8 protein-coding genes are annotated in these 19993 nt (G+C 74.8%); 4 read left to right on the forward strand and 4 right to left on the reverse strand.

The annotated features are described in order from the left end of the window. Nucleotides 1-373 precede the first annotated feature (373 nt). Nucleotides 374-961: an exonuclease gene (locus SM611_RS29850; RefSeq protein WP_371953640.1), complete on the reverse strand. Its 588-nt coding sequence runs from the start codon at nt 959-961 to the stop codon at nt 374-376. A 213-nt stretch (nt 962-1174) separates the two neighbouring features. Here SM611_RS29850 and SM611_RS29855 point away from each other — a divergent pair, with 213 nt between their 5' ends. Further along, nucleotides 1175-2335, forward strand: coding sequence for a serine hydrolase domain-containing protein (locus SM611_RS29855; RefSeq protein WP_371953641.1), 1161 nt, complete (start codon nt 1175-1177; stop codon nt 2333-2335). A gap of 34 nt (nt 2336-2369) precedes the next feature. On the opposite strand, the gene SM611_RS29860 is transcribed toward SM611_RS29855, so the two are convergent. The 3 genes from SM611_RS29860 to SM611_RS29870 form a co-directional block, all read right to left on the reverse strand. Then, nucleotides 2370-2621, reverse strand: coding sequence for a DUF4873 domain-containing protein (locus SM611_RS29860; protein ID WP_371953642.1), 252 nt, complete (start codon nt 2619-2621; stop codon nt 2370-2372). A 454-nt stretch (nt 2622-3075) separates the two neighbouring features. Beyond that, a complete protein-coding gene (locus tag SM611_RS29865; protein ID WP_371953643.1) occupies nt 3076-3840 on the reverse strand; it encodes an Fpg/Nei family DNA glycosylase in 765 nt (254 codons plus the stop codon). A gap of 29 nt (nt 3841-3869) precedes the next feature. Beyond that, complete coding sequence (locus tag SM611_RS29870) at nt 3870-5156, reverse strand: salicylate synthase (RefSeq protein ID WP_371953644.1); 1287 nt, start codon at nt 5154-5156, stop codon at nt 3870-3872. A gap of 117 nt (nt 5157-5273) precedes the next feature. Between SM611_RS29870 and SM611_RS29875 the strand changes: the two genes are divergently transcribed. From SM611_RS29875 to SM611_RS29885, 3 genes are all read left to right on the forward strand, one after another. Next, entirely contained in the window at nt 5274-17570 is a 12297-nt protein-coding gene (locus SM611_RS29875; protein ID WP_371953645.1) for a non-ribosomal peptide synthetase, read from the forward strand. 77 nt (nt 17571-17647) lie between these two features. Then, entirely contained in the window at nt 17648-18664 is a 1017-nt protein-coding gene (locus tag SM611_RS29880; protein ID WP_371953646.1) for an iron-siderophore ABC transporter substrate-binding protein, read from the forward strand. A gap of 14 nt (nt 18665-18678) precedes the next feature. Further along, a complete protein-coding gene (locus tag SM611_RS29885; protein ID WP_371953647.1) occupies nt 18679-19965 on the forward strand; it encodes a lysine N(6)-hydroxylase/L-ornithine N(5)-oxygenase family protein in 1287 nt (428 codons plus the stop codon). Nucleotides 19966-19993: the final 28 nt, after the last annotated feature.

A 19993-nucleotide genomic window follows, 5' to 3' on the forward strand; every position in this document is an offset into this window, starting at 1 on the left:
GTTGGGAAGCCACTCGTCCTGTCCGTTTCAGGCATCGTTCTTCGGACTTTGGTGCGCACCCTGAAGCCCCCCGTCCCCGTCAACGCAGGCCCGCCATTCCCAATGGCCGTAGCATCGTTACACAAGATCACTGGCGGGGATACCCCCGCAATGGAGGCGGTAACGGTCCGGGGCATGCCGCCCTCGTCCTTCATTCGCCGCCCTGGGATGCCGGTGACCTTGGTATTCTCCTCGTGCGAACGGTCGGGCGCCCGGCGGTCCCGCATCCGGATAAGTCGATCAGCGGGGTCCGGTTCTCCTTTTTAGCCGCCCATAAAAGGAGAATTGGCATCGGGCATAATTGGGGGCCGGCCGGCGGCCACCCGCGACGACATCACCGTCCGGGCCACCGGATGAGGTTCTGGACGAGTTCCGCCTGTTCTATCGCGTCGTCCAACGCGTTGTGGGTGTGCGGCCGGTCCGAGAGCAGTTCGGGGGGCATCTGCCGTTTGGTCGAGCGGGTGACCATGGCGCCGGCCTTGGCCGCGTACAGGCTCTTCACGTCCAGGTGCCGCGAATGCCCGAACGGGGAGCCGGTGTCGGCGAAGCGCGTCCAGTACCAGTACAGGAACATCCAGTCGAAGCCGAGAGGGTAGGCGACCAGGACCGGGGAGGCGTTCGCCGCCGCGGTCACCCCGGTCACCCACGCGGTGGCCGCGTTCATCGCCTCGGCCGGTTCGCGGCCTTCGGCGGCGAGCCGGTCGCGGTCCAGGCCGCTGACCGCCAGTGCCGCGGGGATGTAGTCGTCGCTGACGGGTTTCAGCTCCGCGTAGAACGTGGACTCGGCCGGGTCGCGCGGCGCGAAGTCGTGCCCGTCGTAGGTGCCGCATGCCGCCATGCCGAAGCTCAGCATGGAGTACGGGCCCGGGATCGGCCCGTCGGCCTCGACGTCGACCGAGATGTACAGCTCACGCTCGGGCATCGGCGGCCTCCGCGGAACCGGTGCCGCTCATGCGGATCTCGCTGGTCACCCGGACATGATCCCGCACGGGACGCCGAGACGGACTCCGGCGCGGCACCAGCCCGCACGTAGTGAGTATGGGTTGACGCCTGGCCGCTCCCCGCTGGGAGTGAGGGCGGGGATGGCTCATGCGGCGGATGTGCGGCCGCCGCGCCGCTCCCTATCGTGACGGCCATGATCACAGGAAACGTGCTCGGGCCCGTCGTGTCGGGAATCGCGGCGGCGGCGGTGGCGGCTTCGGCGAGCCCGGCGGTCGCGGCCGGCGGGGGCGGGCTGCGGCCGGTGGTGGAGCGGCTCACCGGCCCGGACGGCGCCCCGGGGGCGCTCGCGCGCGTCGACGGCCGGGACGGCCGCCAGGTCGCCGCCGCAGGCGTCGCCGACGTGCGGACCGGCGCGCCGATGAACCCCCGCAGCCGCTTCCGGATCGGCAGCGCCACCAAGACGTTCACCGCCGCCGTCGTCCTCCAACTCGCCGGCGAAGGGCGGATCCACCTGGACGCCCCGGTGGAGCGGTACCTGCCCGGCGTGGTGCGCGGCGCCGACAACGACGGACGGCGGATCACCGTCCGGCAGCTGCTCCAGCACACCAGCGGCCTGCCGGACGTCCTGGACCACCTGTCCCCGCTGGAGGTGCTCAAGGACCCGCTGCGGCATTGGGACGCGCAGGAGCTCGTGGACATCGCCCTGCCGCACCCCCGCGAGTTCACTCCGGGCGAGGGATGGGGCTACTCCAACACCAACTACCTGCTCGCCGGGATGATCATTGGGAGGGTGACCGGGCACCCGTACGGGGACGAGGTCCGCCGGCGCGTCATCGTCCCGCTCGGGCTGCACGACACGTTCGTGCCGCGCGACGCCCCCGGCATCCCCGGGCCGCACCCTCGCGGATACGTGCGTCCGGGGTCCGATCTGGTGGACATCACGCGCCTCAACCCGTCCGTCGCCGGAGCCGCGGGCGGCATGATCTCCAGCGCCGCCGACCTCGACCGGTTCCTGGCCGCCCTCCTGCGCGGACGCCTGCTGAAGCCGGCGCAACTGCGGGAGATGCTGCACACCCGGCCGACCGGGCGCGCGTCAGGCTCCGCGTACGGCCTGGGCCTGCAGTGGCTCCCCGCCACCGACCGTCCCGGCTGCCCGCACGGCTTCTGGGGCCACGACGGCGACATGCTCGGCTTCAGCGTCCGCACGGCGGCCACCATGGACGGCCGGCAGGCCACCGTCATGGTCAACCTCAACCCCGGCGGCGGGCCGGCCCTGGACGAGGCCATGGACGACGCCCTCCCCACGGCCCTCTGCGGCCCCGCCCGGCCGCCCGCCCCGGAAGCCGGCGGATGACGTCGAGGCCCCGGGACGCGGACGAAACGGTGGTTCAGGCGAAGGGCGGCGGACCGCTTCCGACCAGCGTGATGACGTCAGACCAGACCGGGGAATCACCGAGCGTGACCTGTGCCTCGCGGCCGTCGGGAAGTCTCAGCGTCCGGTCGTGCGGGTCGTCGGCGTCGAAGCCGTCGATGGTCGCCGTCCCCGACCACTCCCGCTGCTTGGAGCGCAGGTCGACGTAGACCTCGACCTCGGCTCCGCCGCTGCCGATCAGGGTGGCGGGTCCTCTGTAGCGGCTCACGCCGGGACCTTCTCATCAGGGCTGGCATGGAGTGTGCTCATGAAGACGCACCATAGCGTTCAGGCCGGACGTTCCCGGCCCGTACCGCTTCTCCCTCGGCCGGCCTACGTGATACGGCGGCCTTGGCAGCCGTGCAGCGGAGGCGAGGCCGGTTCCGGTGCCGATCCAGCCGGCCTTGTGCCACCGAGGTTTCCGGGAGGTCCCCTCACTCGACACGGGCCGTCGAGCGACGCCCTCGACGAGGGACGCGCGTCATCCCCTCGCCTCGGCTGCGGCCGGTCAGCGGACGTCGACGTAGTCGGTGGCCTGTGCGGGGAAATCGGCCTTGCCGGTGTCGATCAACGGGCGGGAAGGCGGCTGCGCACACCCTTTGTGTGATCTGCGTCATAGGGGACGTCGAGCGCACTCTCCGCTCCCGGCTGGGAGCCGACGCGCCTCGGCTCCCAGCCGGGCGTCATTCCGGCTGGCAGTTGGGGCACCAGACGGTCCGGCGGCCCGAGACGCGGCGGCTGCTCAGGGGGGCGCCGCAGCGGGGGCAGGCGGCGTCGGGCTTGTCGCGGGCTCCGGTGAGCCAGGTGTCGCGTGGCGGGACGCGTTCGGCCCTGATCGAGTCGCGCAGGACGCGGCGGAGCGCGCGGTGGAGGGCCGTCAGTTCGTCCGCGTCCAGGTCCGAGGCGGCGCGCAGCGGGTTGACGCGAGCGCGCCAGCAGATCTCGTCGGCCAGGAGGTTGCCCAGGCCCGCGATCACCGTCTGGTCGGTCAGGGCCGGTTTCAGCCGTCCGCGGCGGTGGGAGAGGAGGCGGGCGAGGTCGCGGCGGGAGACGTCCAAGGCGTCTGGGCCGAGGTCGCCGAGCACGCTCTCGGCGTCGTCCAGGTGGACGCCCTGGAGTTTGCGCATGTCGCGGTAGCGCAGCTCGCCGTCCGGGAGGCGCCAGACGACGCGGTCGTGGCGGTGCTGCGGCTCGGCCGCGCCGTGCCAGGTGAGCGAGCCGGTCATGCCGAAGTGCAGCAGGAGGACCGGGCCGCCGGCCGGTGCGAGGAGCCATTTGCCGTGCCGCCGCGGCTCCTCGAACCGGTGGCCGCGCAGCGCCGCGGACAGCCGCCGGGCGGTGACGCCGCGCAGGACGCCGCCATCGAGCACCGACACCGACACGATCGGCTCGCCGGTGTGCTCGGACAGCACCCGGCGGAATCCCTCGACGTCGGGAAGTTCCGGCATGGCGGGTCCCTACCCGCCCGTGCGCCGGGTCAGGCGAGGGGGACGACGTGGGGGGCGATGCTGGAGAGCTTCTCGCAGGTCTCCTCGTATTCGCGGCCGGGGGTGGAGGCGCCGACGATGCCGGCGCCGGCGCGGAGCCACGCGCGGCCGTTCTCGCTGTAGAGCGCGCGGAGGACGAGGGCCGAGTCGAGGGCGCCGTCGTGGGAGACGGCGACCACGGCGCCGGAGTACATGCCGCGCCGGTCCTCCAGGCGGGTGATCGCCTCGATCGCGGCGGGCTTCGGGATGCCGGACGCGGTCACGCCGGGGAACAGGGCGTCCCACGGCGAGCGGCCCGGCGCGAGGGTGCCGACGGCGCGGGAGCCCAGGTGCTGGACGCTGCCCCGCTCCTTGACGGTCATGAAGTCGGTGACCTGGACGGTGGCCGGGTCGCAGACGCGGCGGAGCTCCTCCAGGGACGTGCGGACGGAGACGGCGTGCTCGAAGATCTCCTTCGGGTCGTTCTCCAGTTCGCGGCGGGTGCGGGCGTCGGCGTCGGCGCCGGCGCCGAACGCGCGGGTGCCCGCGAGGGGCTGGGTCATGACGCGGCCGCCGGCGTCCACGGTCGCGAGGACCTCCGGGCTGTACCCGGCCGCCTGGAGACCGCCGAGGTCGAGGAGGAAGGACCGGGCGGGCGTGTTGGCCTCCCGCCCGCGCACGTAGGTGGCGATGACGTCGACGGGGTGCGGGACGTCCAGGCGCCGGGACACGATGACCTTCTGGTAGCGGCCCGCGTGGATCTCCGCGACGGCCTCGGCGACCTTGGCGCGGTAGGCGTCGCCGCCGACCCGGACGTCGACGGGGGAGGGGGCGCCGGCGACCGGCCCGGCCTCGGCGAGGAGGTCGGCGACCCGCTCGGCGCCGGGGCCGGTGACGTGGGCGCGGCCGCCGGAGACCCGCACCTCCGTGCGCGGGACGATCAGGTGCGCGAGGCGGCCGGCGGGGTGGGGCGCGGCGAACTCGAACGCGATCCAGCCGTAGGCGTTCCAGCCGGGCGGGGCCTCGGCGAACGCGTCGCGGAGCGCGTCGGCGGGGCGGCCCGACCAGGGCCGGGCGGACGGGGGGAGCCCGTGCCAGCGGGCGTGGACGGTGCCGGCCTCCAGGACGACCTCGCCGAGCACACCGCCCGCGAACGTCCAGGAGCCGGGCCGCTCGTACACGACGTAGTCGCCGAACAGGCCGGAGCCGGCCAGCCGGGCCATGGCGGCGAGCGGCTCCGCGGCGCACTCCAGGACGTGCTCCGCGGGTTCGGCATCCGTGCGCAGACCGATGGACAAGGCAGCCAACTCCCTCTCACGACCGGGAAGATCAAGTTAGGTAAGGCTAACCTTGTGTGCTCGCCATAGGCAAGGCTAACCTAACTCGCGATCATGGAGTCGGACGAAAGAGCGGGCGTGCAGACGACGACGGAGCGGCGACGCGAACTGATGCGGCGGATGATGGCCGAGGCCGGGCTCGGTTCCGGCGCCGCCGGGATCGCCCCTCGCGGATCGGACGGACCCGCGCCCCTGTCTTCTGCGCAGCAGAGCATGTGGCTGCACCACCGCGCGTTTCCGGACAGCCCCGCCTACAACGTCTGCCTGCTCATCCGCATGGACGGGCCGCTCGACACCGGTGCCCTCCGGGAGGCGCTGCGCGGGCTGATCCGCCGCCACGCCGTCCTGCGGACGACCTACGCGGACGCGCCGGAGCCCCTCCCCTCACCGGAGGCGGAGCGTCACCGTACGGGGGACCCCGTCCAGGCGGTACAGGTCGTCGGGGCGGACGACACGCTGGAGCTCCCGCCCCTCGACTGCGAGGACGCCGAGGCGCGGGCCGCCGAACTCGCCGCGACGCCGTTCGACCTGCGCGACGAACGGCCGATCCGGCTCCAGCTGCTCCGGCTCGGCGACGACGGGCACGCGCTGGTCCTGGTCGTGCACCACATCGCGTGGGACGGGATGACGTGGGGTTCGCTGTCGCGCGACCTGTCGGCCCTCTACCGCGCGGCCGTCACCGGGGAGCCGGACGGGCTGCCCGCGCTGGACGTCCAGTACGCCGACTACGCCGAGTGGGAGCGGCGCCGCGCCGACGACGAGGACGACCTGGCCTACTGGCGGGAGCGCCTCGATCCGCCGCCCGCGCCGCTCGACCTGCCCGCCGACCGCCCGCGCGGCGCCGTCGCGGACGAGCGCGGCGGGCGGCGGGCGCGGCGCTTCGACGCCGCCGTGACCGAGGGGATGCGCAGGCTCGCCGCCGAGGAGAACGTCACCCCGTACACGGTGATGCTCGCCGCCTACGCCGTCCTTCTGCACCGCTACACCGGCGCGGACGACGTGGCGATCGGGTCGGCGGTCATGAACCGCGAGCACGCCGGGATCGAGCGGCTCGTCGGCAACTTCGGCAACACGCTCGTGCTCCGCACCGACCTGTCGGGCGCGCCCACGTTCCGGGACGCGCTGCGGCGCACCGGCCGGACGGTCGCCGGCGGCTTCGCGCACCAGGCGCTGCCCTACGACCGCATCGTCCGGGAGCTCCGCCCCGCGCGCGGACGGGGACGGTCGGCGTTCTTCGACACGATGCTCCTCTTCCTCGCCCAGGAGATCGGCGAGCTCGACCTGCCCGGCATCACGTCGAGCTGGACGCACATCCACAACGGCACCACGCACTTCGACCTTTCGCTGGAGGCGTTCGTCCGGCCGCAGGGCATGACGGTGGAGGCCACGTTCCGGCGCGAGCTGTTCGACGACGAGCGCATCGACGCGCTGCTCGTCCACCTGGAGACCCTGCTCGCCGGCGCGCTCGCCGACCCGGACCGCCCCATCGGCGCACTCGACCTCATGAGCGCGGACGAGCGCGCGCTCGTCGAGGCGGCCAACGCCACCGGCCACCCGGTGCCCGGCACGAACGTCGTCGCGCTGTTCGCGGAGCAGGCCGCCCGCACCCCCGGCGCGACGGCCGTCGAGGCGGGGGAGCGCTCCCTCACGTACGCGGACCTGGACGAGCGGTCGTCGGCGCTCGCCGCGGAGCTCCGGGCCAGGGGCGCGGGCGCCGAGAGCGTCGTCGCGCTGGCGCTGCCCCGCACGCCGGACCTCGTCGTCGCGCTGCTCGGCGTCCTCAAGGCCGGCGCCGCGTACCTGCCGCTCGACCTCGACCATCCCGCCGGCCGGCTCGCCCACATGCTGGACGACGCCCGGCCCCTCTGCGCGATCGCCACCCCGGAGACCGCGCGGTTCCTCCCGGACACCACGGACCTCCTCGCCCTGGACGGCCCCCTCCGGCCGCCGGCCGCGCCTCCCGCCGAACCGGCCGCGGACCAGCTCGCCTACGTCGTCTACACCTCCGGCTCGACCGGACGTCCGAAGGGCGTCGCGGTCCCGCACGGCGCGCTGGCGAACTTCCTGCTCTGCACCCGGGCGCAGCTGCGGCTCGGCCCCGGGGACCGGCTGGTCGCGGTGACGACGATCGCGTTCGACATCGCCGCGCTGGAGCTGTTCGCGCCCCTGATCGGCGGCGCGACGGTCGTCCTCGCCGACCGCGCCGAGGTCCGCGACCCCGCCGCCCTCGCCGGGCTGCTGCGGGACGCCACGATCGTGCAGGGCACGCCGTCGCTGCTCGGCAGCCTCGACCCGGCGGCGCTGAAGGGGCTCCGGGTGCTGGTCGGCGGCGAGGCGCTGCCCGCCGCGCTCGCCGCGTCCCTCGCCGAGACGGCGGCGCTCGCGACCGACATGTACGGGCCGACCGAGGCGACGATCTGGGCGACGTCCGCGGACCTGCCCGCGTCCGGCATCGGCGGCCCGTTCTGGAACACCCGCGCGCACATCCTCGACGCGGGACTGCGCCCCGTCCCGCCGGGCGTGCCCGGTGAGCTGTACCTGGCGGGCGCGCAACTGGCCCGCGGCTACGCCGGCCGCCCCGGCCTCACGGCGGAGCGCTTCGTCGCCGACCCGTTCGGGCCGCCCGGCACCCGCATGTACCGGACGGGCGACCTGGCGCGCCGCACCCGCGACGGGGGGATCGAGTACCTCGGCCGCACCGACGACCAGGTGAAGATCCGCGGCTTCCGGATCGAGCCGGCCGAGACGCAGGCGGTCCTCGCCGCGCAGCCGGGCGTCGCGCAGGCCGCGGTCGTGGTCCGCGAGGACCGTCCCGGCGAGCCCAGGCTCGCCGGCTACTACGTCCCCTCAGAAGACGCGGACGAGTCGGCCATCCGCGACGGGCTCGCCAGGGCGCTGCCCGAGTACATGGTGCCGTCCGCCCTCATCGCCCTGGACGCGCTGCCCCGCACGGTCAACGGCAAGCTCGACCGCGCCGCGCTGCCCGCCCCCGAGGCCGGCGTCTCCGGGCGCGCCCCGCGCGACGCCCGCGAGGCGGCGCTGTGCGCCATCTTCGCCGACCTGCTCGGCGTCGACGGCATCGGCGTCGACGACGACTTCTTCGCGCTCGGCGGGCACTCGCTGCTGGCGACCCGCGTCGCGGCCAGGGCCCGCGCCGAGCTGGGCGGGACGCTGTCCATCGCGGACGTGTTCGAGGCCCCGACCGTCGCCGCGCTCGCGCCCCGGCTCGTGCGGACCGACGCGGTGCGGGTCCGCGACGTCGAGCGGCCGGAGACCGTCCCGGCGTCGGCGGCGCAGCGCGGCCTCTGGCTGGAGGAGCGGCTGCGCGGCCCGTCCGCGTCCTACGCGCTCCCGCTCGGCCTCCGCCTCCGCGGACCCGTGGACGCGGACGCGCTCGGCGCCGCGTTCGAAGACGTCGTCGCCCGCCACGAGGCGCTGCGCACGCTGCTCGTCGAAGGACCGGACGGCCTCCCCGTCCAGCGCGTCCAGGGACCGGACGCCCGCGTCCGCCTCGCCGTCGCCGACGCGCGCGACGAGACCCCGGAACGCCGCGCGGCCCTGGAGCGGGAGGCCGCCGCGCACGCCTTCGACATCGGCCGCGACCTGCCCGTCCGCGGGACCCTCCTGCGCACCGGCGACGACGACTGGTCGCTGGTCCTGCTGCTGCACCACGCCGCCGCCGACGAATGGTCGTTCACGCCGCTGCTGGCCGACCTGGCGCGCGCCTACGAGGCCCGGCTGGCCGGGCGCGCGCCCGGCTGGGAGCCCCTGCCCGTCCAGTACGCCGACTACGCGGCCTGGCAGCGCGAGGCCGCGCCGGACCCGGCCCCGCAGCTCGACTTCTGGGCGGACGCCCTCGCGGGCCTGCCCGAGGAGACGGTCCTGCCGTTCGACCGGCCGCGCCCCGCCGAGGCGAGCCACCGCGGCGGCCTCGTCCCCTTCCGGCTCCCCGCCGCCGGGGTCCGGAGGCTGGCCCGCGACACCGGGACCAGCGTGTTCATGGTGCTGCACGCCGCCGTCGCCGCGCTGCTCCAGCGGTCCGGCGCGGGCGACGACATCGCGCTCGGCTCGCCCATCGCCGGCCGCGCCGACGAGGACCTCGCCGACCTGGTCGGGGTCTTCGTCAACCCGCTCGTGCTGCGCACCGACCTGTCCGGCGACCCGACGTTCGGCGAACTGCTCGACCGGGTGCGCGGCGCCGACCTCGCCGCGTTCTCCCACGCCGACGTCCCGTTCGAGCGGGTCGTGGACCGCCTCGCCCCCGAGCGCTCGCTCGCGCGCGGCCCGCTGTTCCAGGTGATGATCGTCCACCAGAGGCTGGACGACGTCCGCCTCGCGCTGCCCGGCGTCCGGGCCGAACCGTTCCTCCCCGAGACCGACGGCGTCAAGTTCGACCTCGACCTCTACTTCGCCGAGGGCGACGACGAGGTCGAGGGGTTCGCCGCGTTCGCGACCGACCTCTTCGACGCCGCCACCGTCGAGGGGCTCCTGGACGGCCTGGGCGAGCTGCTCGCCCAGGTCACCGCCGACCCGGGGCGGCGGCTCTCCTCCCTCGGCGCCCCCGTCGAGCACCCCGACACCGCCCGCGGCCTCCCCGCCCCGACGGCCGCCGCGCTCATCGAGGAGCAGGCGGCCCGGACCCCCGGCAGGACCGCCGTCGTCTTCGGCGGCACCGCCCTGACCTACGCCGACCTGGACGCCCGGGCCGAGGCGCTGGCCGACCGGCTCGCCGCCGCCGGCGCCGGCCCCGAGAAGGTCGTCGCGCTCGCGCTGCCCCGCTCCGCCGGGTTCGCCGTCGCGCTGCTCGCCGTCCTCAAGACCGGCGCGGCCTACCTGCCGATCGACCTGTCGTACCCGGCCGCCCGGATCGAGGCGATGCTGGACGCCGTCCGGCCGCTGCTCGTCCTCGGCCGCGACGAGCCGCCCCGGGACGCGCCCCGCCGCGAACGCCCGGACGTCCGGCCCGACCACCTCTCCTACGTGATCTTCACCTCCGGCTCGACCGGGACCCCCAAGGCCGTCGCCGGGACCCAGCGCGCGCTGGCCAACCGGCTCGCCTGGGGCGCGGACCTCGCCGCGCCCGGCGTCCGCGTCGCGAAGTCCTCGCCCGCGTTCATCGACGGCACGACCGAGCTGCTCGGCGGTCTCGCCGCCGGCGACACGGTCGCCGTCGCCGACGACGCGACCGCGGCCGACGCCGTCGCGCTCGCGGCCTTCATCGACCGGCACGACGCCCGGCTCGTCACGCTCGTCCCCAGCCTGCTCGCCGCGTTCGCCGAGAACGGGCTGCCGCCGTCCGTCACCACCTGGATCAGCAGCGGCGAGGCGCTGCCGGCCGCGCTCGCCGAGCGGGTCCCGGCCCGCCTCGTCAACCTGTACGGGTGCTCGGAGGCCGCGGGCGACAGCCTCGTCGCGCTGCCCGGCGACGGGCCGGGGGGACTGGCGCCCATCGCCAACACGCGCGCCCACGTCCTGGACGCCGCGCTCCGCGAGGTCCCCGTCGGCGAGCTGTACCTCGCGGGCGACGGGCTGGCGCGCGGCTACCTCGGCGACCCGGCCCGCACCGCCGAGCGGTTCGTCGCGGACCCGTTCGGCCCGCCCGGCTCCCGCCTCTACCGGACCGGCGACCGCGTCCGCCGCCGCCCGGACGGCGGGCTCGACTTCCTCGGCCGCACCGACGCCCAGCTCAAGATCCGCGGCTTCCGGATCGAGCCCGGCGAGGTCGAGGCCGTGCTCGCGGCGCAGTCCGGCGTGCGGGGGGCCGCCGTCGCCGCGCACGGATCCCGCCTCGTCGGATACGTCGCCGGCGACGCCGACCCCGAGGCGCTGCACGCGTCGCTGCGCGGGCTGCTCCCCGGCTACCTCGTCCCGGCCGAGCTGGTCGTCCTGGACGAGCTGCCCCTCACCCCGAACGGCAAGGTCGACCGGCGCTCGCTCCCCGAGCCGGGCCGCCCCGCCGGAGGGCGGGCGCCGACGACCGAGCCGGAACGCGTCCTCGCCCGGCTCGCCGCGAGCGTCCTCGGGCGCGACGCCGTGGGCGCCGGCGACGACTTCTTCCGCACCGGCGGCGACAGCATCGGCGCGGCGCTCCTCGTCGCCCGCGCCCGCCGCGCCGGGCTGTCGTTCACCGTCCGCGACGTCTTCCGCCTCCGGACGGTCGAGGCCCTCGCCGCGGCCGCCGCGCCCGCCGCGGCCGCGGCACCCGCACAGGCGGCCGAACCGGCCGGCGAACTGCCAGTCTCCCCGCTCCAGGAAGGGCTCCTCTTCCACCTGATGCTCGCCGGCGAGGGCCGCGACGTCTACGTCCAGCAGGCCGTGGTGAAGCTGTCCGGGCCGGTCGACCCGGAACGGATGGCGGCCGCGGCGCGCGCCGTCCTGGAGAAGTTCCCCAACCTCCGCGCCGGGTTCCGGACGGACGGCGACCGCGCCGTGCAGTTCGTCCCCGGCGACTTCGAGGTGCCGTGGACGCACGCCGTCGTGGCCCCGGACGACCTGGAGGCGTTCACCGACGCCCAGCGGGCCGAGCCGTTCCGTCCCGGCGAGCCGCCGCTGATCCGGTTCGCGCTGGCCGGCCTCTCCGCCGACGACCACCGGCTGATCCTGACCTCCGAGCTGATCCTCCTGGACGGCTGGTCGGGCGGCCTCCTCGTCACCTCGCTGCTCCGCTCGTACACCGACGCCGCCGCGGAGGCGGCCCGGCCCGTCCGGCCGTTCCGCGCCTTCCTGGACTGGGTCACGACCCGCGACAAGGCCGCCGCCGCGGACGCGTGGCGCCGCGCCCTGGACGGCTTCGACGAGCCGGCCCTGCTGCGTCCCGGCCTGGTCGGCGCCCCGGCCGACCTCGCGGACGCCGGGGAGCTGCACCGGCCGCTGCCGTCCGGGCTCGCCGACCGGCTGGACGCCGCAGGCCGCGAGCGGGGCGTCACCCCGAGCACCCTCTTCGAGACCGCGTGGGGCCTCGTCCTGATGGGCCTCACCGGCCGCGACGACGTCGTCTTCGGCGCCTCCGTCTCCGGGCGCCACCCGGACGTGGACGGCGTCGAGTCCATGGTCGGCCTGCTGTTCAACACCGTCCCCGTCCGGGTGCGGGCCGGCGCGGCGGACACCCTGGCGGCCGTGCTCGACCGCGTCCAGACGGCCCGGTCCGAGCTGTTCGACCACGCGTTCGTCGCGCTCGCCGACGTCCAGCGCGCCACTGGCCTCGGCACGCTCTTCGACACGCTGTTCGTCTTCCAGAACTTCCCCGGCATGCCGACCGGCCGCGGCTTCGGCCCGGACGGCGACCTGCGCGTCACCGGCCGCGAGGTCCGCGACGCCACCCACTACCCCCTGACCATGGTCGTCGAACCGGGCGCCGGACTCCGCGTCATGTACCGGGGGGACGCGTTCACCCGCGCCGAGGCCGAACGCGTCACCGACCGCTACGTCACGGTCCTGCGGCGGCTCGCCGAGGCCCCGGAGACGGCCTGCGGCCGCCTCGACCTCCTCCTCCCCGAAGAGCACGACCGGCTCCGGCGCGACTGGGACGAGGCGCTGCACCCCGTCCCCGAGCTGACGGTCGCGGAACTGCTCGCCGAACGCGCCGCCGAGCAGTCCGGCGACCTCGCGCTGGTCTCCCTCCCCGGCGTCCGCCTCACCTACGGGGAGCTGAACGCCGAGGTCAACCGCCTCGCCCGCCTCCTGCTCGCGAACGGCGCGGGCCCCGAGAAGGTCGTCGCCCTCGCGCTGCCCCGGTCCGCGCAGATGGTCGTCGCGCTGTTCGCCGTCCTGCGCACGGGCGCGGCCTACCTGCCCCTGGAACTCGACTATCCGGCCGACCGGCTCGACTTCATGCTGCGGGACGCCGCCCCCGCCTGCCTCGTCTCCCACCGCGACATCGCCGCCGGGCTCACGTTCGGCGGCGCGACCCTCGCCCTGGACGACCCGGAGACCGCCAAGGCCCTCGCGGGCCTGCCCGGCGCCGACCTGACCGCCGCCGAACTGGGCGACTTCGCCCCTGGCTCCCAGGACCGGCTCGACCACCCCGCCTACGTCATCTACACGTCCGGCTCGACGGGACGCCCCAAAGGCGTGGTGACGCCGTACCGCGGCCTCACCAACATGCAGTTCAACCACCGCGCCAACATCTTCGACCCGGTCGTCGCCTCCGCAGGGCGGCGGCTCCGCATCGCGCACACGGTCTCCTTCTCCTTCGACATGTCGTGGGAGGAGCTCCTCTGGCTCATCGAAGGCCACGAGGTGCACGTCTGCGACGAGGACCTGCGCCGCGACGCCGAAGCGCTCACCGCCTACCTGCGGCGGCACCGCATCGACGTCATCAACGTGACGCCGACCTACGCCCAGCAGCTCCTCGACGAGGGCCTCCTGGACGGCGGGCACCGGCCGCCGCTCGTCCTCCTCGGCGGCGAGGCCGTCCCGACCTCCGTCTGGGACCGGCTCGCCCGCGCCGAGGGGGTCCTCGGCTACAACCTGTACGGGCCGACCGAGTACACGATCAACACGCTCGGCGGCGGCACCGCGGACAGCGCCTCCCCGACCGTCGGCAAGCCGATCTGGAACACCCGCGGCTACGTCCTCGACGGCTGGCTGCGTCCCGTCCCGCCGGGCGCGCCGGGCGAGCTGTACATCGCGGGCGCCGGCCTCGCGCGCGGCTACCTCGGCCGCGCCGACCTGACCGCCGAGCGGTTCGTCGCCGACCCGTTCGCCGCCGGCGCGCGGGCGGGCGGCCGCATGTACCGGACGGGCGACCTCGTCCGCGTCCGCGAGGACGGCAACATCGACTTCCTTGGCCGCACCGACGACCAGGTCAAGATCCGCGGCTACCGCGTCGAGCTGGAGGAGATCGAGACCGCGCTCGCCGCCGAGCCCGGCGTCGGGCAGGCCGCGGTCGTCGCCGCCGAGACCGGCGTCCCCGGAGTGAAGCGGCTCGTCGGCTACATCGTCCCGGACGGCACCCGCGAGGGCGCCGCCGACGAGCAGCTCGCCGAGTGGCGGCAGATCTACGACGCCGAGTACACCGAGGTCGGCACGGTCGTCCACGCCGAGGAGTTCGCCGGCTGGGACAGCAGCTACGACGGCGCCCCCATCCCGCTGGACGACATGCGCGAATGGCGGGAGACGACCGTCGACCGCATCCGGGCGCTCCGGCCGCGCCGCGTGCTGGAGATCGGCGTCGGCGCCGGGCTCCTCCTCACCCGCCTGGCCCCGGAGAGCGAGGAGTACTGGGGCACCGACTTCTCCGCGCCCGTCATCGACAAGCTCCGCCACGACCTCGGCGGAGCCGCCGGGGGGTCTGGGGGGTCGTCCCCCCAGGGGTGGCGCGACCTCGGCGGAGCCGCCGGGGGGTCTGGGGGGTCGTCCCCCCAGGGGTGGCGCGACCTCGGCGGAGCCGCCGGGGGGTCTGGGGGGTCGTCCCCCCAGGGGTGGCACGATCTCGGCCCGGACTCGCCCGTCCGGCTGAGCTGCAGGCCGGCCCACGACACCGCCGGCCTGCCGGAGGAGCACTTCGACACGATCGTCATCAACTCGGTCGTCCAGTACTTCCCGGGCGCCGCCTACCTCCAGGACGTCATCGGCAAGGCGATGCGGCTCCTCGCCCCGGGCGGGGCGCTGTTCATCGGCGACGTCCGCGACCTGCGCACCATCCGCCTCCTGCACGCCGCGATCCAGGCCGGACGCGGCGCCGGCGACCTGGACGCAGTCGACCGCGCCGTCCGCATGGAGAAGGAGCTCCTCCTCGACCCGGCCTTCTTCTCCGCCCTCGACGGACCGTCCCGCGTGGACGCCCTCACCAAGCGTGGCACCCACCACAACGAACTGACCCGCCACCGCTACGACGTCGTCCTCCACAAGGACGCCCCACCCGCCCCGGACACCCCTGTCATCGACTGGGCGACCCTCGACGGTCTCGTTGATCTGCGGCGAGTCGTTCTTATGGAGGCGCCGAAAACAACGACACGCCGCGGATCAACGGAGGAGGCCGGGCGGGTGCGGGTGCGGGGGATTCCCGACCCGAGGCTCTCCGGAGAGGCCGCCGCGCTGCGCGTGCTGCGCGACGGCGGGTCGGCGGACGAGGCGCGGGAGGCTCTCCACGTCCTCGAAGGGATCGAGCCGGAGACGCTCCACGCGCTGTTCCCGGACGTCGTGCTCACGCCGTCCGAGCAGGTCGGGTACTACGACGCCGTGTTCGGCGGGGGAGCGGCGTGCCTTCCGGCGGAGCCGGGGCGGGCGCCCGCGTCCTACGCCGGCAACCCGGTCGCCGCCCGCGACCACGGGGTGCTCGCCGCGCGGGTCCGGGAGAGCCTCAAGGCCCGCCTCCCCGGGTACATGGTGCCGAGCGCCGTCATGACGCTGGACGCGCTGCCGCTCACCGTCAACGGCAAGCTCGACCGGCGCGCCCTCCCGGACCCCGGCCAGGACGGTCCGCGCAAGGCCGGACGCGCGCCCCGCACGCCTGTCGAACGGCTGCTGTGCACCCTGTTCGCCGAGGTGCTGGACGCGCCGGGCGCCGGCATCGACGACGGCTTCTTCGACCTCGGCGGGCACTCGCTGCTCGCGACGCGGCTCGTCGGCCGGGTCCGCGCGGTGCTGGGCGCCGAGCTGGCGATCCGCGACCTGTTCGAGGCGCCGACCGTCGCGGAGCTGGCCGAACGCGTGCACCGCGGCGCGGGCGCGGCCGACCGGCCGGTGCTGGAGCCGAAGGAGCGGCCCGAGCGCGTCCCGCTGTCGTCCGCGCAGCGCCGGCTGTGGCTGCTCGACCAGCTGCTCCGCGAGGACGACGGGCCGCGCGGCGCCTACCACCTCCCGCTCGCGGTGCGCCTGCGCGGCGACCTCGACCTCGCCGCGCTCGAGGCGGCGATCGGCGACGTCGTCGCCCGGCACGAGAGCCTCCGCACGGTCTTCGCCGAGCACGACGGCGTGCCCTGCCAGCGGATCCTCGACCCGGACGAGGCGCGCCCCGTCCTGGAGGTCGCGACCTGCCCGCCCGAGGACGTGATCGCCAGGCCGTTCGACCTGGCCGAGGACCTCCCGCTGCGGGCCGCGGTGTTCCCGGAGGGCGACCGCGAGCACCTGCTGCTCGCCGTCTTCCACCACATCGCCTTCGACGAATGGTCGTTCGGGCCGTTCGCCCGCGACGTCGCCGAGGCGTACGCGGCCCGGCTGGACGGCGGCGCCCCGGCGTGGGAGCCGCCGCCCGTCCAGTACGCCGACCACGCGCTCTGGCAGCGGGAGCTGCTCGGCGACCCGCTCGACCCCGGCAGCGTCCACGCCCGGCAGCTCGACCACTGGGCCCGCGCCCTCGCGGGCCTCCCCGAGGAGATCCCGCTGCCGGTCGACCGGCCCCGCCCCGGCACCGTCGGGCAGCGCGGCGGGACCCTGTCCGCCGGCCTGCCGCCCGGCCTGACGCGCAGGCTGCGCGGCGTCGCGCGGGACGGGAACGCCAGCATGTTCATGGTCTGCCAGGCCGCCGTGGCCGCGCTGCTGCACCGGACGGGCGCCGGCGACGACGTCCCGCTCGGCAGCCCCGTCGCCGGGCGCACCGAGGAGGCCGCGCGGGACCTCGTCGGCTTCTTCGTCAACACGCTCGTCCTGCGCGCCGACGTGTCCGGCGATCCGGCGTTCGCGGAGCTGCTCGCCCGCGTCCGGGAGGCCGGCCTCGCCGGCCTCGCCAACCAGGACCTGCCGTTCGAGGCGGTCGTCGAGGCGCTCCGCCCGCGCCGGGTGCCGGGACGCAACCCGCTCTTCCAGGTGATGGTCGGCTACGAGAACCAGGGCGTCGGCGACGTGCGGTTCCCCGGCCTGGAGCAGCGGGAGGCGCTGTTCGGGCCGGGCGCGGCGAAGTTCGACCTGGACTTCATCTTCCGCGAGGGGCCCGGCGAGCTGCGGCTCATCGTGGACTACTCGGCCGACCTGTTCGACCGGGGCACGATCGCCGCCCTGGCGGAGGGGCTGATCCGGCTGCTGGAGGCCGTCGCCGACGATCCCGGCGTGAGGGTCGGGGCGCTGCCGGCCGTGCTGACGGCCCGCGCCGTCACGCGGGAGGCGGCTCCCGAGGCGGTGCGCCGGGACGACGGCCGGGAGGCCGTGCTGTGCCGGATCTTCGCCGCGGAGCTGGGCGTCCCGGACGTCGGCCCGGACGACGACTTCTTCGACCTCGGCGGCCACTCGCTGCTCGCGATGAGGGTCGTCCGGCGGATCAGGAGGGAGCCCGGCTGCGAGGCGTTGAAGATCGCGACGCTGATGGGCGCGCCGACCGTGGCGGGAATCCTCGCCCGGCTCGGGCCCGCGGGGCGGGGTGACGAGGGTGACGAGGGTGACGAGGGTGAGGGGGGTGACGGGGGTGAGGTGGCTCATACCGGCCCGCCCATTGTGTAGTTAGGTGAGGCTAACCTAAGATCGCTGATCACATCCCCCGAAGATCTCTGCATGACTCGGAAGGACACCGGTCCTCTATGCGCACCATGATGCGGCGCCTGGCCGTCACCGCCGCGCTCGTCCTGAGCCTCGGCACGGTAGCGGCGTGCGGCGACGACGAGCCCGCGGGCGGCTCCCCCGGCGGCGAGGCCGCCGGGGCGTTCCCGGTCACCGTCACCCACAAGCTCGGCAGCACGAAGATCGAATCCGCGCCGAAGCGGATCGTCGCGCTCGGCGAGGTCGACCAGGACACCCTCCTCGCGCTCGGCATCACCCCCGTCGGCATGGCGGAGCTGACGGGCGTCCAGCCCGACGGCCTTGCCCCCTGGACCGCGCCCGAGCTGACCGGCGAGAAGCCGAAGCTGCTCAAGGCCGGCGAGGCCGGTTTCAACCTGGAGGAGATCGCCGCGCTGCGGCCCGACCTCATCCTCGCGGGCGGCGACTTCTCCATCGACAAGGAGTACGACAAGCTCGCCAAGCTGGCGCCGACCGTCGCGTACGAGACCGGCCCCGCCGAGGACACGTGGCAGCAGATCACCCTGCAGGCCGCCAAGGCCGTCGGGCGCGAGGCCGACGGCAAGAAGCTCGTCGCCGACGTCGAGGCCGAGATCGCCTCGGTGAAGACCGCGTACCCCGGGCTGAACGGCAAGGGCTTCGCGTTCACCAGCGTCTTCCCCAACGGCAACATCGGCGTGATGAAGTCCGAGGACGACACCAGCGTCAAGCTGCTGCGGCAGTTCGGCATGCGGCTCCCCGAGCAGATCGCGAAGCTGCCCGGCGACGGGTTCGCCGCCGAGCTGAGCATGGAGAAGGTGTCCGTCCTGGACGTGGACGTCCTGCTCAGCCACTACAACGACGACCCGGCCACGCAGAAGAAGATCGAGGGCGGCAAGCTGTTCGCCGGCCTCGGCGCCGTCAAGCGCGGCTCCTATGTGGCCCTCGACCTGAAGTCGTTCTGGCCGCTGCGGACCCCGACCCCGCTCGCCGTCCCGTACGTCGTCGACCAGGTCGTCCCGAAGATCGCCAAGGCCGCGAGCGCGGCGAAGCCCGCCTGATGCCGGAGGAGCCCATGCAGCCCCGCGTCCACGACGTGGTCGGGATCGGCTTCGGCCCGTCCAACCTCGCGCTCGCCGTCGCGCTCGCCGAAGAGCACGGCGGGCCCGGGGAGACCGGCACCGGCGTGGACGTGGTGTTCTTCGAGAAGCAGCCGCGCTTCGGCTGGCACCGGGGCATGCTGATCGACGGCGCCACCATGCAGGTCCACTTCCTCAAGGACCTGGTGTCGCTGCGCAACCCCGCCAGCCGGTACTCGTTCCTCGCCTACCTGCACGACCGGGGCCGGCTCGTCGACTTCGTCAACCACAAGACGATGTTCCCGACGCGCGTGGAGTTCCACGACTACCTCGAATGGACGGCCGCCGCGTTCGCCGACCGCGTCCGCTACGGGACGGAGGTCGTCGGGCTCCGTCCCCGCGACGACGAGACGCTCGAGGTCGTCGTGCGGCGGGACGACCGGCTGGAGACGCACCTCGCGCGCGACGTCGTCATCGGCGTCGGCCTCGAACCCGTCCTGCCCGAGGGCGTCCGGGCGGGCGAGCGGATCTGGCACACCGAGGACCTGCTCACCCGGCTCGGCGAGCGCGCGGACTGGAACCCGCGCCGGCTCGTCGTGGTCGGCGCCGGGCAGAGCGCCGCCGAGGCGGTCGAGTACCTGCACCGCACCTTCCCGGAGACCGAGGTCTGCGCGGTCTTCGCCCGGTACGGGTACTCGCCCGCCGACGACAGCGCGTTCGCCAACCGCATCTTCGACCCGGCGGCCGTCGACCACTACTACGCGGCCCCCGACGACGTGAAGCGGATGCTGTTCGAGTACTCCCGCAACACCAACTACTCCGTGGTCGACCTCGACCTCATCGACGAGCTGTACCGGCGCGCCTATGCCGAGAAGGTCGCGGGCGCCGAGAGGCTGCGCATCCTCAACGTCTCGCGCGTCCTGGACGTCCGCGGCGACGCGGGGGGAGCGCGGGTCAAGGTGGCGTTCCTGCCCACCGGCGAGGTCGCCGACCTGGACGCCGACGCCGTCGTCTACGCCACCGGCTACCGCGAGCGCGACCCGTTCGACCTGCTGGGCGAGGCGGGCGCCGACTGCCTCGCCGGCCCGGACGGGCGCCCCGTCGTCGAGCGCGACTACCGCATCGCCACCGATCCTGGTCGTGCGTGGGGCGTCTACCTGCAGGGCGCGACCGAGCACAGCCACGGGATCGCGTCGTCGCTGCTGTCCATGACCGCCGTCCGCACCGGGGAGATCGTCCGGTCCATCGCCCGGCGGTCGGCCCGCGTCACCCCCGTCGGCTAGCGGGAAGCGTCGGTTGGAAGGAAGCGTC

It is taken from the genome of Actinomadura monticuli (assembly GCF_041463655.1).
GTDB classification, from domain to species: domain Bacteria; phylum Actinomycetota; class Actinomycetes; order Streptosporangiales; family Streptosporangiaceae; genus Spirillospora; species Spirillospora monticuli.

What these genes read in the sequence shown, in the direction of transcription:
- SM611_RS29880 (WP_371953646.1), top strand. Translation starts at nt 17,648, where the DNA reads ATGCGCACCATGATGCGGCGCCTGGCCGTCACCGCCGCGCTCGTCCTG.
- SM611_RS29850 (WP_371953640.1), bottom strand. Translation starts at nt 961, where the DNA reads ATGCCCGAGCGTGAGCTGTACATCTCGGTCGACGTCGAGGCCGACGGG.
- SM611_RS29885 (WP_371953647.1), top strand. Translation starts at nt 18,679, where the DNA reads ATGCAGCCCCGCGTCCACGACGTGGTCGGGATCGGCTTCGGCCCGTCC.
- SM611_RS29855 (WP_371953641.1), top strand. Translation starts at nt 1,175, where the DNA reads ATGATCACAGGAAACGTGCTCGGGCCCGTCGTGTCGGGAATCGCGGCG.
- SM611_RS29865 (WP_371953643.1), bottom strand. Translation starts at nt 3,840, where the DNA reads ATGCCGGAACTTCCCGACGTCGAGGGATTCCGCCGGGTGCTGTCCGAG.